The organism is Paucibacter sp. XJ19-41 (genome assembly GCF_028462495.1).
In the GTDB taxonomy this organism is placed as follows: domain Bacteria; phylum Pseudomonadota; class Gammaproteobacteria; order Burkholderiales; family Burkholderiaceae_C; genus Roseateles_E.
In genome coordinates this window covers 1-16,417 of record NZ_JAQOWX010000121.1, presented here as the reverse complement: position 1 = coordinate 16,417, position 16,417 = coordinate 1, and the positions used below count along the sequence as shown (strand labels likewise).

Sequence of the window (16,417 nt, the reverse complement as noted above, 5' to 3'; positions counted from 1 at the left end):
CAGCCACAGCGGCTCGATGGGCCGGCCGTCGGGCGCCGACCACCAGACCTGACCCCATTGCAGGCCGGCGCTGTGCCCGGTGATCGCCACGCCGTCCGGCTGGCCGGCCCGCTGCTGCGGCTGCAGCGCCTCAGCCAGCGCCGGCCCGGGGTCGGGTGGTTGCTCCCAGGCGGACTCCATCAGCCGGCGCAGGTCCTGCACATGGTCCATGGCCGGGCGCGCCAGCAGCTGCAGGTCTTGCGCATGCTGCTGTGCGGCGCGTTCCAGCGCGGCCTCGGCTTCGGCCATGCGCTGCTGGTATTGCAGCGCGCTGAGCACCAGCAGCAGCAGGGCCATCGGCGCGACGAACCAGGCCATCAGGCGGCGCGTGGCCGCCAGTTGCTGCAGGGCCGGGTCTTGCGCCGCGGGCATCAAGTGCTGACGAAGACGTAGCCGACGTTACGGACGGTTTTCAGGACTTCGGGCTTGTCGGGGTTGCGCTCGACCTTGCGGCGCAGCCGCATGATGCGCAGATCGATGGAGCGGTCGAACACATCCCAGCCGCGGTTGTGGGCCTGCTCCATGATCTGGTCGCGGTTTAGCGGCCGGTTCGGGTGGCGCGCGAACAGGGCCAGCAGATCGAATTCGGCGGCGGTGATCGTGACCTCCTGGCCCTGCGCATCCCAGAGCTTGCGCTCGTCCAGGTCCAGCGCGCAGGCGCCGAAGGCGACGCGGCGGCCGCTGCCGGCGGGCGCCGTGGCCGGGGTGGCCGCCACGACGGCCTGGGTGCGGCGCAGCACCGCGCGCACCCGCGCCAGCAGCTCGCGCAGATCGAAGGGCTTGGCCACATAGTCGTCGGCGCCCAGTTCCAGGCCGACCACGCGGTCCACCGCGTCGCTGGCCGTGGTCAGCATCAGGATGGCCACCTGCGGATGGGCCTCGCGCAGCCAGCGCGCCAGCGACAGGCCGTTCTCGCCGGGCATGTTCAGGTCCAGCAGGGCCAACTCGGGGCGGGCTTCGGCCAGCAGGCGGCGGGCCTCGGCCGCATCGGCGGCGCAGCGCACCGCAAAACCCTGGCGTGTGAAGTATTCGGCCAGCAGCTCGCGCAGCTCGGCTTCGTCGTCAACCAGCAGCAAGGAGGTCGGAGGGCTCATGGGCGGGGCAGAGGACGTGGCGACCGGGCGATCATGCCAGCCGGCGGCCCAGCGCAACACCGGCCAAACCCCGCATCAACGCGCGCCCGACGCCCGATTCCTGGATCGGCGCCGTCAGCTCCAGCAGGTCTTCGGCAAAGGCCTCGCTGCGGGTCAGGGCCGGGCGGGTGTCGACGAAGCTCAGGCTCTTGAGCCGCTCGCGGGTGCGCTCCTCGGCGCGCTGCAGCGCGGCATGCTTTTCGATGCGGGCGGTGATCTGGCCTGCCAGCAGGCGTTCACAGGCGGGCCAGATGGGATTGCTGAGGGCTTGCGGCATGGCGGTGCTCCCGGGAGTGGATGGGAGGACTGTCGATGGGGCTGGTATCAGGCGGATTTCCAGCACCAGGGGCTTTGTTTCAAATGTTTCCTGTCCCCGGCCTCGGCTTCGTCTGGATCAAGAGGATCGCCATCTCACTTCGCTAAGATGGCCCGAGGTTCCGGAGATCAGCATGGCCCAGCACAGTCCCACCCAGTCCGACATCTTTCTCGCCCCGACGCCGCTGGCTCCGGTGGCCTCGCTGCCGGCCCAGGACATCAGCGCCGAGGTGCTGCAGGAGAAGTATGCCAAGGGCGAGGAGCGCACGCTGGACGAGCTGCGCCAGCGGGTCGCCCGTGCGCTGGCCGAGGCCGAGGAACCGGCCCAGCGGGGGGCCTGGACGGCGCGATTTTTCGAGGCCCAGAAGCGCGGCTTTATTCCGGCCGGCCGCATCCTCTCGGCTGCCGGTACCGAGCTCTCGGCCACGCTGATCAATTGTTTTGTGCAACCGGTCGGCGACTCGATCGCCTCGGTGGAGGATGGTCATCCCGGCATCTACACCGCGCTGACCGAAGCCGCTGAGACCATGCGCCGTGGCGGTGGAGTCGGCTACGACTTCTCGCGCATCCGCCCCAAGGGCGCCTGGGTCGGCTCGACGCAAAGCCATGCCTCGGGCCCGGTCAGCTATATGCGGGTGTTCGACCGCAGTTGCGAGACGGTCGAGAGCGCCGGCAGCCGGCGCGGCGCGCAGATGGGCGTGCTGCGCTGCGACCATCCGGACATCGTCGACTTCATCCGCGCCAAGGACCAGGGCGACCTGAAGAACTTCAATATCTCGATCGGCGTCACCGATGCCTTCATGGAGGCGGTGCTGGCGCGCGGCCTGGTGGAGCTGGTGCACAGGGCCGAGCCCGGCCCGGCGCAAAAGGAGGAGGGCGCCTACCAGCGCGATGATGGCCTGTGGGTCTATCGCAAGCTGGCCGCTGCCGAGCTTTGGGACCAGGTGATGCGCTCGACCTATGACCATGCCGAGCCCGGCGTGCTGTTCCTGGACCGCATCAACGCCGACAACAATCTGCACTACTGCGAGTCGATCGCGGCGACCAATCCCTGCGTGACGGCTGATACCTGGGTGATGACGGCCGACGGCCCACGTCAGGTGCATCAGCTGCTCGGCCGGCGCTTCACGGCGGTGGTCGATGGCAAGCCCTATGCCAGCGAATCCGAGGGATTTTTCCCGACCGGCCACAAGCCGGTGTTCAAACTCGGCCTGGCTGAGGGTCAGGTCGTGCGGTTGACGGCCGATCACCCGGTGCGCAAGGTCATGCGCAAGACCCGCTACCTGGTCGAGAGTGCCTGGGTGCCGGCCGGCGAGCTGCAGCCCGGTGACGAACTGGTGCTGCATGACCACCGAGCGCTGGAGGGCTGGGACGGGCACGGCACGGCGGCCGAGGGCTATTTGCTGGGCCTGTTGATCGGCGATGGCACGCTCAAGACCGACAAGGCGGTGCTGTCGGTGTGGGCACCGGAGCTGAAGGTGGTGGGCAGCGATGTCGGCCCCAGTGAGCACCGCCCGGCCGGTTTGGGCGCTGTGATGGCGGCGGCGGAGGCGGCTGCCGCCACGCTGGTGCATCGCAGCGATTTCAAGGGCTGGCAACGCCCGATTGCCGGCAGTGGGGAGTTCCGCCTGGCCTCGACCGCGCTGCGCGATCTGGCGCTGCAGATGGGGGCGGCGCCGGGCCACAAGTGCATCACGCCGTTGATGGAGACCACCTCCTCGGACTTCCATCGTGCCCTGCTGCGTGGCCTTTTCGATGCCGATGGCTCGGTGCAGGGCAGCCAGGACCAGGGCGTCAGCGTGCGTCTGAGTCAGGCCGATCTGGCGAACTTGCGGGCGGCGCAGCGCATGCTGCAGCGCCTGGGTATTGCCTCCTCCATCTACCGTGAGCGCCGGCCGGCCGGCCGGCGCCCGCTGCCCGATGGGCGGGGTGGCCGGCGCGACTATCCGACTCAGGCCATGCATGAGTTGATCATCAGCGGCGCCAATCTGCTGCACTATGCCGAGCTGGTGGGCTTCGAGGATCTGGCCAAGCGCGAACGCCTGGAACAGCTGTTGGGCAGTTACCGGCGCGAGCTCAATCGCGAGCGCTTCGTCGCCACCGTCGAGTCGCTGACGCCGGACGGCAGCGAGGATGTGTTCGACGTCACGATCGAACACATCCATGCCTTTGACGCCAACGGGCTCTATGTCCACAACTGTGCTGAACAACCCTTGCCCCCCTACGGCTGCTGCTGCCTGGGCTCGATCGACCTGACCCGCTTCGTGCGCGAGCCCTTCGGTGCCAAGGCGGCCTTCGACGAGGCCGGTTTTGCCGAGGTCTGCGCGCTGGCCACCCGGATGCTGGACAACGTGCTGGACGTGACGCCCTGGCCGCTGCCCGCCCAGGCCCAGGAAGCCGCCAACAAGCGCCGCATCGGCCTGGGCTTCACCGGCCTCGGCGATGCATTGGTGTTGCTGAACCTGCGCTACGACAGCGAGGCCGCGCGCGAGCAGGCCCGTCGCATCAGCGAGCTGATGCGTGACGCGGCCTATGGCGCGTCCGCTGATCTGGCGGCCGAGAAGGGTCCGTTCAAGCTCTTTAATGCCGATCTCTATCTGTCCGGCGGCAGCTTCGCGACACGCCTGCCGCAGGCGCTGAAGGACAAGATCCGCGCCCAGGGCCTGCGCAACTCGCACCTGTTATCGATCGCGCCGACCGGCACGATCAGCCTGGCCTTTGCCGACAATGCGTCCAACGGCATCGAACCGGCCTTCAGCTGGGCCTACACGCGCAAGAAGCGCCTGGGCCAGGCCGAGGGCGGCGGCTTCAAGGAATACCAGGTCGAGGACCATGCCTGGCGGCTCTACCGCCATCTGTTCGGCACCGAGACCGCGCTGTCGCCGGCTTTTGTCACCGCGCTGGAGCTCAGCGCGGCCGACCATGCGGCGATGGTGGCGGCGGTCGCGCCGTATATCGACACCTCGATCTCGAAGACGGTCAATGTGCCGGCCGACTACCCCTATATCGACTTCCAGGACCTCTACACCCAGGCCTGGAAGAGCGGGCTCAAGGGCCTGGCGACCTACCGGCCCAACAGCATCCTCGGCTCGGTGTTGAGCGTCGAGCCGACCGTGACGGCGCCCGAGCCGCTGAAGCCGGTGGTGGCCGAGGACGGCAGCAACCAGCGCCTGCGCGTCGAGCGCCTGCCCAAGCAGGTGTTGGCCTCGCTGCGCTGGCCCAGCCGGCCCGAGCTGCCCGGTGGCAACCCGGCCTGGAGCTATATGATCCGCCACCCGCACGGCGACTTCGCGCTCTTCGTCGGCGAGCTGCCGGCCGAGGGGCCGGATGCCGGACTGTTCGGCAAGACCCTGCCCTTCGAGGTCTGGATCAACGGCGCCGAGCAGCCGCGCGGCCTGGCCGCGCTGGCCAAGACCCTGTCGATGGACCTGCGCACCAACGACGCCGCCTGGCTGCGCCTGAAGCTCGACGCGCTGGCGACAGTGGCCGAGGAGCGCGCCTTCGAGATGCCGATGCCGCCGGGCGGCGACAAGCGCCTGTTCCCCGGCGTCGTGGCCGCGACGGCGGCCGTGATCCGCTGGCGCTGCGAGCAGCTCGGCGCGCTGCAGGAGGGCGGGCCGACCCCCGTCATCGACGCGATGTTCAGCCGCGAGGAGCCGCGCACCAGCACCATGGGCACCCTGGCCTGGGCGGTTGACGTCGACAACCCCGCCACCGGCGAGCAGTTCACGCTGACGCTCAAGGAGGTCAGCCTGCCGACCCCCGAGGGCGGCCACATCACCCGGCCCTGCGCGATGGGCTTCTCGGGCAACTACCCGAAGGCGCTGGACGGCATGGCGCGGCTGCTGTCGCTGGACATGCGGGTGATGGACCCGGCCTGGATAGGCATGAAGCTGCGCAAGCTGCTGAATGTCGGCGAGCCGCTGGGCCATTTCATGGCGCCGGTGCCCACGCTGTCAGGCGAGCGCCGCCAGCAGATCTGGCCCTCGACGGTGGCGTATGTGGCCCGGCTGATCATCCACCGCTATGCGATGCTGGGCGTGCTCGACGAGCAAGGTCAGCCCCTGGTCGAGATGGGCCTGCTGCAGGCCCCGGTCGCCAAAGCCGCCGTCGGCCTTAGCGTCCAGCCCCAGGCCGGCAAACCCTGCCCGGAATGCGGCAATGCGACCATGATCCACAAGGACGGCTGCGACTTCTGCACGGCTTGTGGGTATGTGGGGCAGTGTGGGTAGAGAAGACTCATGGCGAGCCTTTGTCAACCAGCGTCGAGAAGACATAGCCCTCACTGCGTACCGTCTTGATATAGCGTGGCTCGCGCGCGTCGTCGCGCAGGCGCTGCCTGAGGCGACTGATCAGCAGGTCGATCGAGCGCTCGAACAACTCGGCCTCGCGGCCCTGGGTCAGGCCCAGCAGCTGGTCGCGGCTGAGCACCTTTTGCGGGTGATCCAGGAAGACGCGCAAGAGCCGGTACTCGGCGCCGCTGAGCGGCACCACCACATCCTGGGCGTCGACGAGCTGACGCGCGATGGTGTCCAGCTGCCATTCGCCGAAGGCCAGCACGGAGGTGTTCTCGGTCTCCCGCATATTGGGTGGCAGCATGCGTGTGCGCCGCAGCACCGAACGCAGCCGGGCGAGCAGCTCGCGGGGTGCGAAGGGCTTGACCAGATAGTCGTCGGCGCCCATTTCCAGGCCGAGGATGCGGTCCGCCTCCTCCCCTCGGGCGGTCAACATCAGGATGGGGATGGCCTTGTGCTTGCCGCTGCGCAGATCCCGGCAGAGCGTCAGGCCGTCTTCGCCGGGCAGCATCAGGTCGAGGATGATCAGATCGAACGGCCCCGACTCTTCCAACGCGGCACGCATATGCCGCCCGGTCGGTACCGCCACCACGCGCAGACCGTTGCGGCTCAGGTATTCGGTCAGCAGGCTGCGAATCTCCCGGTCGTCGTCGACCAGCAGCACATGATCGCTCGGCTTCGCTTGCATCAGACGTTCTCCCGCTGAGCGATTCTCTCAACCAAATGTGAAGGCGTAGGCGCGTGCGCCGGGATCGAGGAACTCGATCTCGAACAATCGCTCGCCGGACTGCTGCTGCTGTCGCAGCAACTGGTAGAGCCGGTGCCCGTTGATGGTGCCCCGGCCTTCGCGGTCGATGTCGGTGCCGTGGTCGTCCAGCGGCGGCTTGCCGTCGATGCGGACGCGAAATCGCACCGGCTGGCCGTCGTCGGCTGATCCCAGCACCATATGCAGATCGCGGGCCCGAAAGCGCAGCATGACTCGGCCGCCACCGGCGAGCCCCAGCGCGCTCTCGTCCTCCACCTGCCAGCGGCCGTCCAGCGCCCATTGCTGCCCGCGCAGCGGCGATGCCCCGCGATAGTCATGGGCTCGCCCGCGAACCAGCCCCCCGGCCGGCGCGAAGCCCTGTGCTTGGGCGAAGCCGAGATAGGTCTCGTGCGAGGCGGCGCGTGTGTCCGGGGGCGCGGCCTGGGTGCCACTGCCCTGGGGCGCGGCCAGTTCCTCGGAGAGCTGGGTCTGGCCCGCCTCGCGCAGCAGTTGCTGGATCACGCGCTCCGACTGTGCATAACTGCCCTCGCCGAACTGGTGATGGCGGATGCGCCCCTGCGCGTCGACGAAGTACAGGGCCGGCCAGTACTGGTTGCGGAAGGCCCGCCAGATCTTGTAGTCACTGTCGACGGCGACGGGGAAGCTCACGCCCAGGTCCTGGCTGGCACGCAGCACATTGCTGAGCTTGCGCTCGAAGGCGAACTCGGGCGTGTGCACGCCCAGCACCACCAGCCCGGCGTCGCGGTACTTGTCGGCCCAGGCGCGCACATAGGGCAGGGTGCGCAGGCAGTTGATGCAGGAGTAGGTCCAGAAGTCGACCAATACCACCTTGCCGCGCAGCGAGGCCGTGGTCAGCGCCGGCGAGTTGATCCAGCCGACGGCGCCGTCCAGCGCCGGCATCAGGCCTTCGACCGGCAAGGCGGGAGACCGTGTGCGCGGCGTGTCGGCCGGCGGGCTCGCCGAGCCGGACTCCGTGGCGCCACCCAGCCGCTGCAGCAGCAGGTTCTCCAGCGCCGCCGTCGGTCCGGCGGACAGACGTGCGAGCAGCCCGGTGTCGGCACCCAGCGCGATGCCGCTGACGGAGGCCAGCACCGCAACGCCAGCGATGCGTCGCAGCAGCGCGCCGCCACGCAAGGACAGCGGCGCCGCCTCGCCGATGCGGCGGCCCAGCAGCAACACGACGGCCAAGGCGCTGCAGGCGCCGGCCGCATAGGCCAGCAGCAGCAGCGCACTGCCGACGCTGGCGCCGTGCAAGGCGGCGCCTGTCAGTATCAGGCCCAGTATCGGACCGGCGCAGGGTGTCCACAGCAGCCCGGTGCCGACGCCTTGTGCCAGCGCGGCCCATCGCGAGTGGTTGCCGTTGCCGGCGGGGCTGGCGGCGACGAGGCGGCCGCCCAGCGCTAGCCAGGGCCGGCTCAGCCAAGCGGCCAGCGAGGGCCACAACAGGCTCATCCCAAACAGCGCGAAGGCCGCGAGCGCCAGCCAGCGCATGGTCTCGTGGGTCGCCACGACCCAGCCGCCGCCCACGGCAGCCAGCGACGCGACCGCAGCGAAAGCCAGTGCCATGCCGGCCAGCAGCGGCAGGCCGTGCGAGCCGAAGGGGCGGTCGGCCCGACTGAGTACAAAGGGCAGCACCGGCAGGATGCAGGGGCTGAGGAGGGTGAAGACGCCGCCCAGATAGGCAGCCAGCAGGATCAGCATCGGAGGTTCTCGGTTCTTTGGGGTGGGGACGCGCGCGCTTGCGTTGCGGTGTCGTGGGGCGCTTGCTAGAGGCTCAGCGTGAGGCGTGCTTCGAGGCCGCCACCGGGGCGATTGATCAGCGCCAGCCGCGCCCCCATCGCCATGGCCAGCTGATTCGCGATCGCCAGGCCCAGGCCGGTGCCGCCGGTACTGCGGTTGCGCGACCCCTCCAGCCGGTAGAAGGGCTGCAGCACCGCGTCGAGCTGCTCGGCCGGTATCCCCGGGCCATCGTCCAGCACCGCGATGACCAGGCCCTGCGGTTCCGTGCGCACCTGCACCCGGACCTCGCGGCCGAACTTCAGCGCGTTGTCGATCAGATTCATCAGGATGCGGCGAAGCGCATGGGGCCGCGTCAGCACAGGCTCGCCCACCCGTCCTTCCAGCTGCACCGCCTGGCCGCTGTCCTCGTAGTCGGCGCTCATGCTGGCCAGCAGCGCGTCGATGTCCAGGCGCCGTGGTGTCTCGGTGTCGCCATGCAGGGTGCGTGCATAGCTGACGCCCTCCCTGACGAGCGCGTCCATCGACTCCAGGTCCTGGCGGAACTTCTCCCGGTCGGTCTCGTCACCCAGCATGTCGGCGCGCAAGCGCATCCGCGTGATGGGCGTCTGCAGATCATGCGAGATGGCCGCGAGGATCTCAACCCGCTCGTTCGTGTAGAGAGTGATGCGGCGCTGCATCGCGTTGAATGCACGTGCGGCCCGAGCCACCTCGCTGGGCCCGGCCTCGTCCAGCGTCAGGCCTTTTAGGTCCGGCCCCAGCGCATCGGCCGCCGCTGCCAGCTGCTGCAGCGGGCGCGTGATCAGCCGCACGGCGAGCCAGGCGCAGCCGGCCAACACCACCAGCTGCAAGGCCAGCGCCCACAGCACCCAGGCAGAGATGGGCCGCTCGACGCGCCGGGCATGCACGATCAGATCGCTGCCGTCGCTCAGCCGGATTTGCATCTGCAGGCTCTGGTGCAGCTCGGGCGGTTGAACGACCTCGATCACCGGGAACGGCTGCACCGCCTCGGTGATCGCTGTGGCAAAACTGCGCATCGATGCCGAGGCAGGCGCGTCACCCTGCACTGTGCCCGTGAGAGCAAAGCGGTAGTTGGGGCGTTCGAGCCGGTCCAGCCAGTCGGCGCGCTCGGCGGCCGGCAGCCGGTTCAGGACCGCCACCGAACTGGCGATGTCCAGTTCGATGCCGGTCATCATCAGCGCGCGCATCGCCAGGTCGCGCTCGTAGCGGNTCGGCGGCCGGCAGCCGGTTCAGGACCGCCACCGAACTGGCGATGTCCAGTTCGATGCCGGTCATCATCAGCGCGCGCATCGCCAGGTCGCGCTCGTAGCGGATCGACGCGAAGGCCAGCAGCTGCGTGATCGCCAGCCCGACGATGATGATCAGCGCGACGCGCGCGAACAGCGTGCCCGGCACCCAGCGGCGCCAGCCGCTGGCGCTCGGGATGCCGGGTGGGTCAGTGCGGGTCTGCATGCCAGGTCCTTTGCGGCCGCGCCACCGGGTGCGAGCTCACACCAGCTCGGTCGCGATGTCGATATTGCCACGCAAGGCCTTGGAGTACGGGCAGGTCTGGTGGGCGGCATCGATCAAGGCCTGGGCCGCGTCGCGCGGCAGGCCGGGCAGGCTGACCTGCAGGCGCGCCTGCAGGAAGAAGCCGCCCTCACCGGTGCCGAGATCAATCTCGGCCGTCACCGCGACATCGCCGGGCAGGTTCACGTTGAGCTGCCGTGCCGCGTGGCCCATGGCGCCGATGAAGCAGGCCGACCAGCCGGCACCGAGCAATTGCTCGGGATTCGTGCCGGGGCCGCTGCTGCCGGGGCGGGACAGCCGGACATCCAGGCGGCCGTCGGCACTGCGCGCCGCGCCCTCGCGGCCGCCGGTGGTGTGGGTGCGGCCGGTGTAGATGACTTGATCGATCTTGGACATGAGAATGCTCCTGAACTGAGGTGGAGCCTGCATTGTTTGGGCGCGGCCGCCTTTTTTGCGCCGTTCTCGTGTGCCTGTGTAGCGCTTGTGGCAGGGCCCTACAGTACGTTACATAAGCCCTCAAAGCGAAGACGCTTCAGGGTCAGGTCTTGCTGCTAGATGCTCGAAACAGCGAGAAGTCCTTGCGGGTCAGACCATGCCTCTTGCTATCCCGCCGCGGTTAAGCGTCTCCGCTCTTGTGAAAGAGGTCCTTGATGATGGCCACGCCCGCTTTGCGCGGGTGCGCCAGGACTTGCACGGCTTGCCCGGTTTCAAGCGCGAGCACCTGCCGGGTTTGATGAACCGGCTGCCAGGAGCGATGGCTGCTGCCGTTGAGTTCATACGAGAAGTCAATGCGCCCGCGATCTTTCGCGAGCTGGATCTGCGTGATGCGCCCGGTGGACGGAACACCGCTGCGAAACAGTGCCAGCACGCGCAGACAGCGCCACATGAGGAGGCCGGCACACGCCAAGGCAAGAGGCAGCCCGACCTCCAGCAGCAGCGCCCATTGGGAGCCGGCGACCGGAAAGACGTGCGGATACAGCGCCGCAATCACAAGAATCATCGGCAGGCCGATCGCGGCAAAGAGTGCTGGCCAGTCTGTGTTCACGATGCCAAGGAGGCTGGGGCGCATGGTGGTGGTGCCTGGGGTTTGAAAGGGGCTGCGTTGCGGGCCGTGAGCCCGATGGAGGCGCGCGTGCCGCCGATTGGATGCAGGCGCGCGCCTTCCGTCAATCATCCTTGTGGGGGGCTCGGTCCTGGCGGCGCACCTGTCACACTGTGCATGGCAAAACCTGACCCCGCTTTTGCTATCCTGCCCCGATGCTGAACTTCCCCGCCCCGCTTCGCCCCGGCGATCTGATCGCCGTTACCGCGCCTTCGTCGGGCGTGCCCGCGGCGCTGCATGCGCGGCTGGATCTGGTGATCGAGCATCTGCGGGCGCAGGGCTACCGGGTGGTCGAGGGGGCGTGTCTGCGCGCCGAACACAAGGATGCCAGCGCGCCAGCGGCCGAGCGGGCGGCCGAGCTGATGCGCTTTCTGACCGACCCCACCGTCGCGGCGGTGCTGCCGCCCTGGGGCGGCGAGTTGGCCACCGAGCTGCTGGACCGGCTGGACTTCGAGGCGCTGTGCGGGCTGCCGCCGAAATGGCTGCTGGGTTTCTCGGACCTGAGCACGCTGCAGCTGCCGCTGGCCCTGTGCAGCGGCTGGGCCTCGGCCCATGGCGCCAATCTGATGGACCTGGTGCCCAGCCAGACCGACCCGCTGACCACCCAGGTGATGGCGGTGCTGGCGGCCGACTGGCGCGAGCCGGTGCTGCAGCGGCCGGGCCCGACCTACCAGGGCAGCTGGGGCGATTTCGCGACCCGGCCCGATGTGCCGCTGTTGCTCAGCGAGCCGGTGGCCTGGCAGCGGCTGGACGGCGGCACGGCGCCGCTGAGCCTGCAGGGCCATCTGATCGGCGGCTGCATCGACACCATCGCCTGGCTGGCCGGCACGCGTTATGGCGCGGTGCCGGACTTCATCCGCGCTTGCGGCACAGCGGGCACGCTGCTGTATCTGGAGAACTGCGAGCTGAACCCGCCGACGCTGGCACGCGCGCTGTGGAGCCTGCGCCGCCACGGCTGGTTCGACGGCCTGGCCGGTCTGCTGATCGGCCGCAACAGCGGACCCGAGGCGCCCCAGGCCGACGCCCTCTCATACCGGGATGCGCTGGACTCGGTGCTGGGCGAGCTGGCCTGCCCGGTGTTGATCGACCTGGACATCGGCCACAAGATGCCGCAGTTCACGCTGATCAATGGCGCGCTGGCGAGCGTCAGTTTCGCGGACGGGCACGGCGCGCTGGTGCAGCGGCGCTAGACCCGGCGTCCGGCACGGCGCCGGTCTCTTTTCGCGCGGCGGCGCGCAGCCCCTGGCGCTGGCGCTCCAGCGCGCCGGATGCGGCCGCTTTCAGCAGGCCCTGGAAGGTCGGACATTGCGCGTGGCTGGGCGCGCTGCAGGCGGCGGCGTGCCTCAGGCCGCGGCTGATGGCCCGCAGCTGCCGGATGGTCTGGTCGATATCGTCCGCCTTGGCCGCGAGCAGCTCGCGGTCGATGCGGGGCGGGCCGCTCGGGGACAGCATGGCGCCGATCTCGTCCAGCGACAGCCCGCCCGCCTGCCCCAGCGCGATCAGCGCCAGCTGGTCCAGCACCGCGGGCGCGAAGCGGCGTCGCGTGCCCTCCGGCCCCAGCGAAGCGATCAGCCCGCGCTTCTCGTAGTAGCGCAGCGTGGAGGCGGCCAGGCCCGAGCGTTTGGCGACTTCAGAGATGTCCATGCGTTTTGAGTCCAGGCAATCGCCGCTTGACTTGAAGTTGACTTCAACTTCTATCCTGAGCACAAGTCGCCATCAAGTCAACCGCAAAGGCATCCCTCGCATGACATCGCTCCAGGACATTTCTCGCGTCGCCCTCATTGGTGTCGGCGCCACCCTTGTGATGGACGGTTGGCTTTGGCTGCTGCGCCGCCTGGGTGTGCCGACGCTGAACTTCGCGCTGATCGGGCGCTGGGTCGGGCATCTGCCGCGCGGCCGCCTCCGCCATGCGCCGATCAGCGCCGCCGCGGCCGTGCCCGGGGAGCTGGCGCTGGGCTGGCTGCTGCACTACGGGACCGGCATCGTGTTTGCGGCTTTGCTGGTGGGTGTGCAGGGCCTGGGCTGGGCCCAGCAGCCCACGCTCGCGCCGGCGCTGGTCTGGGGGGCGGCGACCGTGCTGGCACCGCTGTTCGTGATGCAGCCGGCCATGGGCGCGGGCATCGCATCGTCGAAGACGCCGACACCGTTGAAGAACTGCCTGCGCAGCCTGGCCAATCATCTGGTCTTCGGCCTGGGGCTTTATCTGTCGGCCGCCGTGCTGAGCCGCCTCTGATCCTGCCGGCCGACGCGGAGATGCAATCACCACATCCCTTCCGGGCCCCTGGCGGGTCCGTCTTCCAACTGAAACCGGAGATTTCCATGATTCCCAAGAAGTACGCCCCCCTGCTGTTCGGTCTGATCCTGTCCGGCCTGATGTCGCTGCTGGTCTCGGGTATCGCGACCTGGCGCTCCCTCGGCCTGTCGCCCGACTTCGCCAGCCTGTGGATCGCCGCCTGGCTGACCGCCTGGCTGGTGGCCTTTCCCGCCGTGCTGCTGGTCGCGCCGCTGGCGAGGAAGGCGGTCGAGCGCATGACGACCAAAGCCTGAGGGGCTCGCGGCCGGGCCGCGCGGTTTTCTGCGCGCCTGTCGATCCCCAAGTTAGGCGCTTGGGCCCGCAGGGTCCGGCCCGGGCTTGATGTGATACTGAGCCCAGCATGGACCGCCCGCCACCCCCCGAGTCGCTGACCGCCCTCCTGCGCGCCGCCCACGGCGGCGACCGGGCCGCCGCCGACCGGGCCTTTGCCGAGCTCTATCCGGACCTGCTGCGCATCGCCCGCGCCCGCCTGCGCAGCAGCCACCGGCCCGATACCCTGCTCGACACCCAGGCCCTGGTGCACGAGAGCTTTTTGCACTTCGTCCAGGGCGCCCGTCTGGCGATAGCGGACCGCAAGCATTTCTTCGCCTACGCCGCCAAGACCATGCGCCACATCGTCATCGACTTTGCACGCCACCGCAACGCGGCCCGGCGCGGCGGTGGTGGGCAAGACCTGACCCTCGATACCCAGCGCGCGGCCGATGTGGGCGCGGGGCAGGGTGCCGATGCCGCCGCCGTGCTCGATGTCGAGCGCGCGCTGAACGAGCTGGAGCTGCTCGATGCCAAGCTGGCTCAGGTGGTCGAGATGCGTTATTTCGGCGGCTGCACCGATGCCGAGATCGCGCTGGCCATGGACATCAGCGACCGCAGTGTGCGCCGCTACTGGGACAAGGCGCGCGCCTTCATGCGGCTGCGGCTGCAGGGCGATGCCTGATGCGCGCGCCGGTCGACGCCGCCGCCTGGGCCCGGATCTCGCAAGGCTTTGACGAGGCGCTGGACCTGGCGCCGGCGCAGCGCGCGGCCTGGCTGGCGGCGCTGGAGGCCAGCGAGCCCGAGATCGGCGCAGCGCTGCGCCGCCTGCTCGCCGCCCATGAGCAGGCCGATGACGGCCGGCTGGCGGCCGCGCCCTCGGGCCTGGTGGCCCAGGCCTTGGTCGAACGGGCCGGGGCGGCGCTGCTGCCGGGCGCGATGGTCGGCTGCTACCGGCTGATCGAGCCGCTGGGCCAGGGCGGCATGGCCAGCGTCTGGCTGGCCGAGCAGACCGAGCATGTGCTGCGCCGTGTCGCGCTGAAGCTGCCGCATCGCGGCCTGGGTCTGGAGACCGACGAGACGGCGGCCCGACGCTTCATCCAGGAGCGCGATCTGCTGGCGGGGCTGGAGCACCCGCATATCGCGCGCCTGTATGACGCCGGCTTCGCCGCCGACGGCCAGCCCTATCTGGCGATGGAGTGGGTGCCGGGGCAGACGATCACGCGCTATGCCGATCAGCAGCGCCTCGATCTGGCGGCGCGGCTGCGGCTGTTTCTGCAGGTGCTCGGCGCGGTCGGCCATGCGCATGCGGCCCTGGTCATCCACCGCGACCTGAAGCCCTCCAACATCCTGGTGACGCCCGATGGCCAGGTCAAGCTGCTGGACTTCGGCATCGCCCATCTGCTGGGCGCGGCCCTGCCGCTGGACGGGCACTCGTTCACGCCCGATGCGGCCGCGCCCGAGCAACTGGCCGGGCGCAGCCTGGGCACCGCCTCGGATATCTACTCGCTGGGCGTCGTGCTCTACGAGCTGCTCAGCGGCCGGCGGCCCTACCGGCTGCCGGCCGGCTCGGCCGAGGCGATGGCGGCGGCGCTGGCGGGCTTGAGCATCAGGCCGCCGAGCAGCTGGCGCCGCGCGCTGGCCGGTGATCTGGACGCGCTGGTGATGTGCTGCCTGAGCCAGGATCCGGCCGCTCGCTATGCCAGCGTCGAGGCCCTGGCCAAGGACATCGAGCGCCATCTGGCCCGCGAGCCGCTGGCGGTGCGCGGCCGCTCGGCGGCCTATCTGCTGGGGCGCTTTCTGAGCCGCTACCGCTGGTGGGTGGCCGGCGGCGGCCTGGTGTTCGCCTCGCTGGCCGGCGGCTTGGGGCTGAGCCTGTGGCAGATGCAGCGGGCCGAGCTGCAGCGCACGGTGGCCGAGCGGGCGGCGGCGCGCGAGGAGGCGTTGCGCTACCAGCTGATCGGCCTGTTCCGCAGCGCGATTGCCGATCCCGCAGCGGCGTCGGCGGCCGGCCCGCTGACCGCCAAGGCCATGCTGGACCGCAGCGCCGCCCGGGTGATTGCCGAGTATCGCGACGACCCGCAACGCGCCGGCAAGCTGACGATCACGCTGGCCGATCTGTACGGCGCGCTGGGCGATGTCGAGGGCCAGCTGCCCCTGCTCGAAGGCTTTCTGGCGGCGGCCGGGCCGCAGGCCGATGCGCAAGACCTGGCCCTGGTACGGCAGAAGCTGGCCAATATCGAGCTGCTGCGCGGCCGCGTGGCGGCGGCTGCGGCGCTGCTGGCCCAGGCCGAGGCCTTCTGGGCGACCGAGCCGGCCGCCCATCGCGAGCCGCTGCTGGAGGGCTTGCTGATACGCGGCAGCCTGCAGCGGGCCCAGGGCGACCTGGCGGGCTCGCTGGCGACCTTTCGCAGCGCCATCGCCCAGCGCCAGGCGCTCTCGGGCGAGCGGCACCGCGAGACGGCCCTGCTCTACAACTCGATGGCCATCACGCTGACGGCGGCCAACCGGCTCGACGAGGCGCTGGCCGCCTACCGCCGCACGCTGGCCATCTTCGAGCAGCTGGGCCGCGCCGAGGACCTGGACGCGCTGGTGATTCGCGGCAATACCGGCACCCTGGCGCTGCGCCTGGGGCGGCTGGCCGAGGCCGAGCCGGTGCTGAAGAGCGCCTTCGAGGCTCAGCGCCGGCGCGGCGGGGATTCGGCGGCGGTGGCGGCCGCGATGGGCATGTATGGCGCGGCGCTGAGTCAGCGCGAGCGCTGGGGCGAGGCCTTGCCGGTGCTGCGCGAGGCCCTGGCCCTGGCCGAGCGCTTTGCCGGCCCGGCCAGCCCCTTGGCGCTGCGCGGCCGGCTGTTCCTGGCCGAGGCCCAGCTGGGCTCGGGCGATCTCGCCGGCGCCACCGCCAGCCTTGATGCGGCCCAGGCCCGGCTGGCCGAG

14 protein-coding genes and 1 pseudogene are annotated in these 16,417 nt (G+C 69.9%); 6 read left to right on the top strand and 9 right to left on the bottom strand.

Annotated features, from left to right (window positions below; translation table 11 throughout):
- From PO768_RS23545 to PO768_RS23535, 3 genes are all read right to left on the bottom strand, one after another.
- Nucleotides 1-411: hypothetical protein (locus PO768_RS23545; RefSeq protein ID WP_272647970.1), on the bottom strand; the 411-nt coding region annotated here is incomplete at its 3' end.
- Nucleotides 411-1,133 (bottom strand): response regulator, encoded by a 723-nt coding sequence (locus PO768_RS23540; RefSeq protein WP_272647969.1) that lies wholly within the window; start codon nt 1,131-1,133, stop codon nt 411-413. The genes PO768_RS23540 and PO768_RS23545, both read right to left, overlap by 1 nt.
- A 31-nt stretch (nt 1,134-1,164) precedes the next feature.
- Entirely contained in the window at nt 1,165-1,449 is a 285-nt protein-coding gene (locus PO768_RS23535) for a hypothetical protein (protein WP_262970245.1), read from the bottom strand.
- Between the two features lie 172 nt (nt 1,450-1,621).
- Between PO768_RS23535 and PO768_RS23530 the strand changes: the two genes are divergently transcribed.
- Nucleotides 1,622-5,719 (top strand): LAGLIDADG family homing endonuclease, encoded by a 4,098-nt coding sequence (locus PO768_RS23530; RefSeq protein WP_272647968.1) that lies wholly within the window; start codon nt 1,622-1,624, stop codon nt 5,717-5,719.
- Nucleotides 5,720-5,726: 7 nt separating this feature from the next.
- On the opposite strand, the gene PO768_RS23525 is transcribed toward PO768_RS23530, so the two are convergent.
- The 5 genes and pseudogenes from PO768_RS23525 to PO768_RS23505 form a co-directional block, all read right to left on the bottom strand.
- On the bottom strand, nt 5,727-6,470 hold the full coding sequence (locus tag PO768_RS23525; protein WP_272647967.1) for a response regulator: 744 nt from the start codon (nt 6,468-6,470) through the stop codon (nt 5,727-5,729).
- 27 nt (nt 6,471-6,497) lie between these two features.
- Nucleotides 6,498-8,249 (bottom strand): cytochrome c biogenesis protein DipZ, encoded by a 1,752-nt coding sequence (locus PO768_RS23520; protein ID WP_272647966.1) that lies wholly within the window; start codon nt 8,247-8,249, stop codon nt 6,498-6,500.
- A 65-nt stretch (nt 8,250-8,314) separates the two neighbouring features.
- Nucleotides 8,315-9,758: pseudogene (locus tag PO768_RS23515) on the bottom strand (ATP-binding protein).
- Between the two features lie 36 nt (nt 9,759-9,794).
- The gene (locus PO768_RS23510) at nt 9,795-10,211 is read right to left on the bottom strand and encodes an organic hydroperoxide resistance protein (RefSeq protein WP_137943604.1); all 417 of its coding nucleotides are present in this window, start codon (nt 10,209-10,211) and stop codon (nt 9,795-9,797) included.
- 220 nt (nt 10,212-10,431) lie between these two features.
- Nucleotides 10,432-10,884: a hypothetical protein gene (locus PO768_RS23505; protein WP_272647964.1), complete on the bottom strand. Its 453-nt coding sequence runs from the start codon at nt 10,882-10,884 to the stop codon at nt 10,432-10,434.
- Nucleotides 10,885-11,072: 188 nt separating this feature from the next.
- Between PO768_RS23505 and PO768_RS23500 the strand changes: the two genes are divergently transcribed.
- Nucleotides 11,073-12,107, top strand: a complete 1,035-nt coding sequence (locus PO768_RS23500) for a S66 family peptidase (RefSeq protein WP_272647963.1) — start codon at nt 11,073-11,075, stop codon at nt 12,105-12,107.
- On the opposite strand, the gene PO768_RS23495 is transcribed toward PO768_RS23500, so the two are convergent.
- Entirely contained in the window at nt 12,064-12,561 is a 498-nt protein-coding gene (locus PO768_RS23495) for a helix-turn-helix domain-containing protein (RefSeq protein ID WP_272647962.1), read from the bottom strand. The genes PO768_RS23500 and PO768_RS23495 overlap by 44 nt on opposite strands.
- A 100-nt stretch (nt 12,562-12,661) precedes the next feature.
- Between PO768_RS23495 and PO768_RS23490 the strand changes: the two genes are divergently transcribed.
- The 4 genes from PO768_RS23490 to PO768_RS23475 all read left to right on the top strand — a co-directional run.
- A complete protein-coding gene (locus PO768_RS23490; RefSeq protein WP_272647961.1) occupies nt 12,662-13,150 on the top strand; it encodes a DUF2938 domain-containing protein in 489 nt (162 codons plus the stop codon).
- Between the two features lie 86 nt (nt 13,151-13,236).
- Complete coding sequence (locus PO768_RS23485; protein ID WP_272647960.1) at nt 13,237-13,464, top strand: DUF2798 domain-containing protein; 228 nt, start codon at nt 13,237-13,239, stop codon at nt 13,462-13,464.
- 107 nt (nt 13,465-13,571) lie between these two features.
- The gene (locus PO768_RS23480) at nt 13,572-14,165 is read left to right on the top strand and encodes an ECF-type sigma factor (protein ID WP_272647959.1); all 594 of its coding nucleotides are present in this window, start codon (nt 13,572-13,574) and stop codon (nt 14,163-14,165) included.
- Nucleotides 14,165-16,417 (top strand): serine/threonine-protein kinase (locus PO768_RS23475; protein WP_272647958.1); only part of this gene is annotated, 2,253 nt, incomplete at its 3' end. The genes PO768_RS23480 and PO768_RS23475, both read left to right, overlap by 1 nt.